This window comes from Endozoicomonas sp. ONNA1, assembly GCF_024606325.1.
GTDB lineage: Bacteria > Pseudomonadota > Gammaproteobacteria > Pseudomonadales > Endozoicomonadaceae > Endozoicomonas_A.
In genome coordinates this window covers 1-1092 of record NZ_JAHHPN010000202.1, presented here as the reverse complement: position 1 = coordinate 1092, position 1092 = coordinate 1, and the positions used below count along the sequence as shown (strand labels likewise).

General features: G+C 48.5%; 1 protein-coding gene. It reads left to right on the top strand.

Features of this window, described 5'->3' with window-relative positions:
* A partial coding sequence (locus KDK19_RS04800) for a hypothetical protein (protein WP_257291456.1) occupies positions 1–1092 on the top strand: 1092 nt, incomplete at both ends.

Here is a 1092-nt window from a genome sequence, read left to right as displayed (position 1 = left end):
GAGTCGCAAGCACCCTGATGCCAGTGCGGAGATGCTTTGCAAGCCTTTTGGGCATCTCGACATTGATCTGACTTTGGCGCTGCATTGGGAGGTCATGGGCAAATATCACCTGGCTGAAGGATTGCTACTGAACATGAGTCGAAAACACCTTGGTGACAGTGTTGAAAGGCTTTGCAGGCCCACTGGAAAGCGTGAGATTGACCTGACTCTGGTTCGACTCTGGCAGATCATGGATAAACCTGAACTTTCCGGAAAGATGCTGCTGAACATGAGCGGCAAGCACCCTGGTAACAGTGAAGAAATCCTGTGTCGGCCCTGTGAAAATTATGAAATTAATTTGGCCCTGGTTCGATACTGGGGGCAGGTAGGCCAATATAACAGGGCTGAAAAGCTGCTGCTGAACATGATGGGCAAAAAAACCAATCAAAATAAAGAAATTCTGTGTCAACCCACTGGAAATAATGTCCTGGATCTGGCTCTGGCCTTACTCTGGCAGACGATGGGCAACTATGAATGGACAGAAAGACTGCTGCTGAACATGAGTCACAAGCACCCCGATGACAATGAAGAGCGCCTGTGCAAGCCTTGCGGGAAGAAAGATATTGATCTGGCGCTGGCAAGAAATTGGGAGATGCAGCGCAAATACACACTGACTGAAAGGTTGCTGTTGAATATGGTTGGCAAATCTCCCTTTGCCAGTATGGAAGCGCTGTGCAAGCCCTCTGGAGATCTGACAATCGACCTGACTCTGGTGAGACATTGGGGAAGAGTGGGCGAATATAAACGGTCTGAAAAACTGCTGCTGAACATGAGTGGCAAGTCCGCCAATGGCAATGAGGAAGACCTGTACAAGCCCTGTGGGCACCTTCAGATTGACATAATTCTGGTGCGAATTTGGGAGGATATGGGCAAATATACACGGTCTGAAAAACTGTTGCTGAACATGAGTGACAAGCACCCCGATGACGCTGAGGAAGAACTGTGCAAGCCCTCTGGGAAGCACGATATTGATCTGACCCTGGTAATGCTCTGGCAGATGATGGATAAAAATGAACGGGCTCAAAGACTGATTCATCGCTGCTGTGATTTATA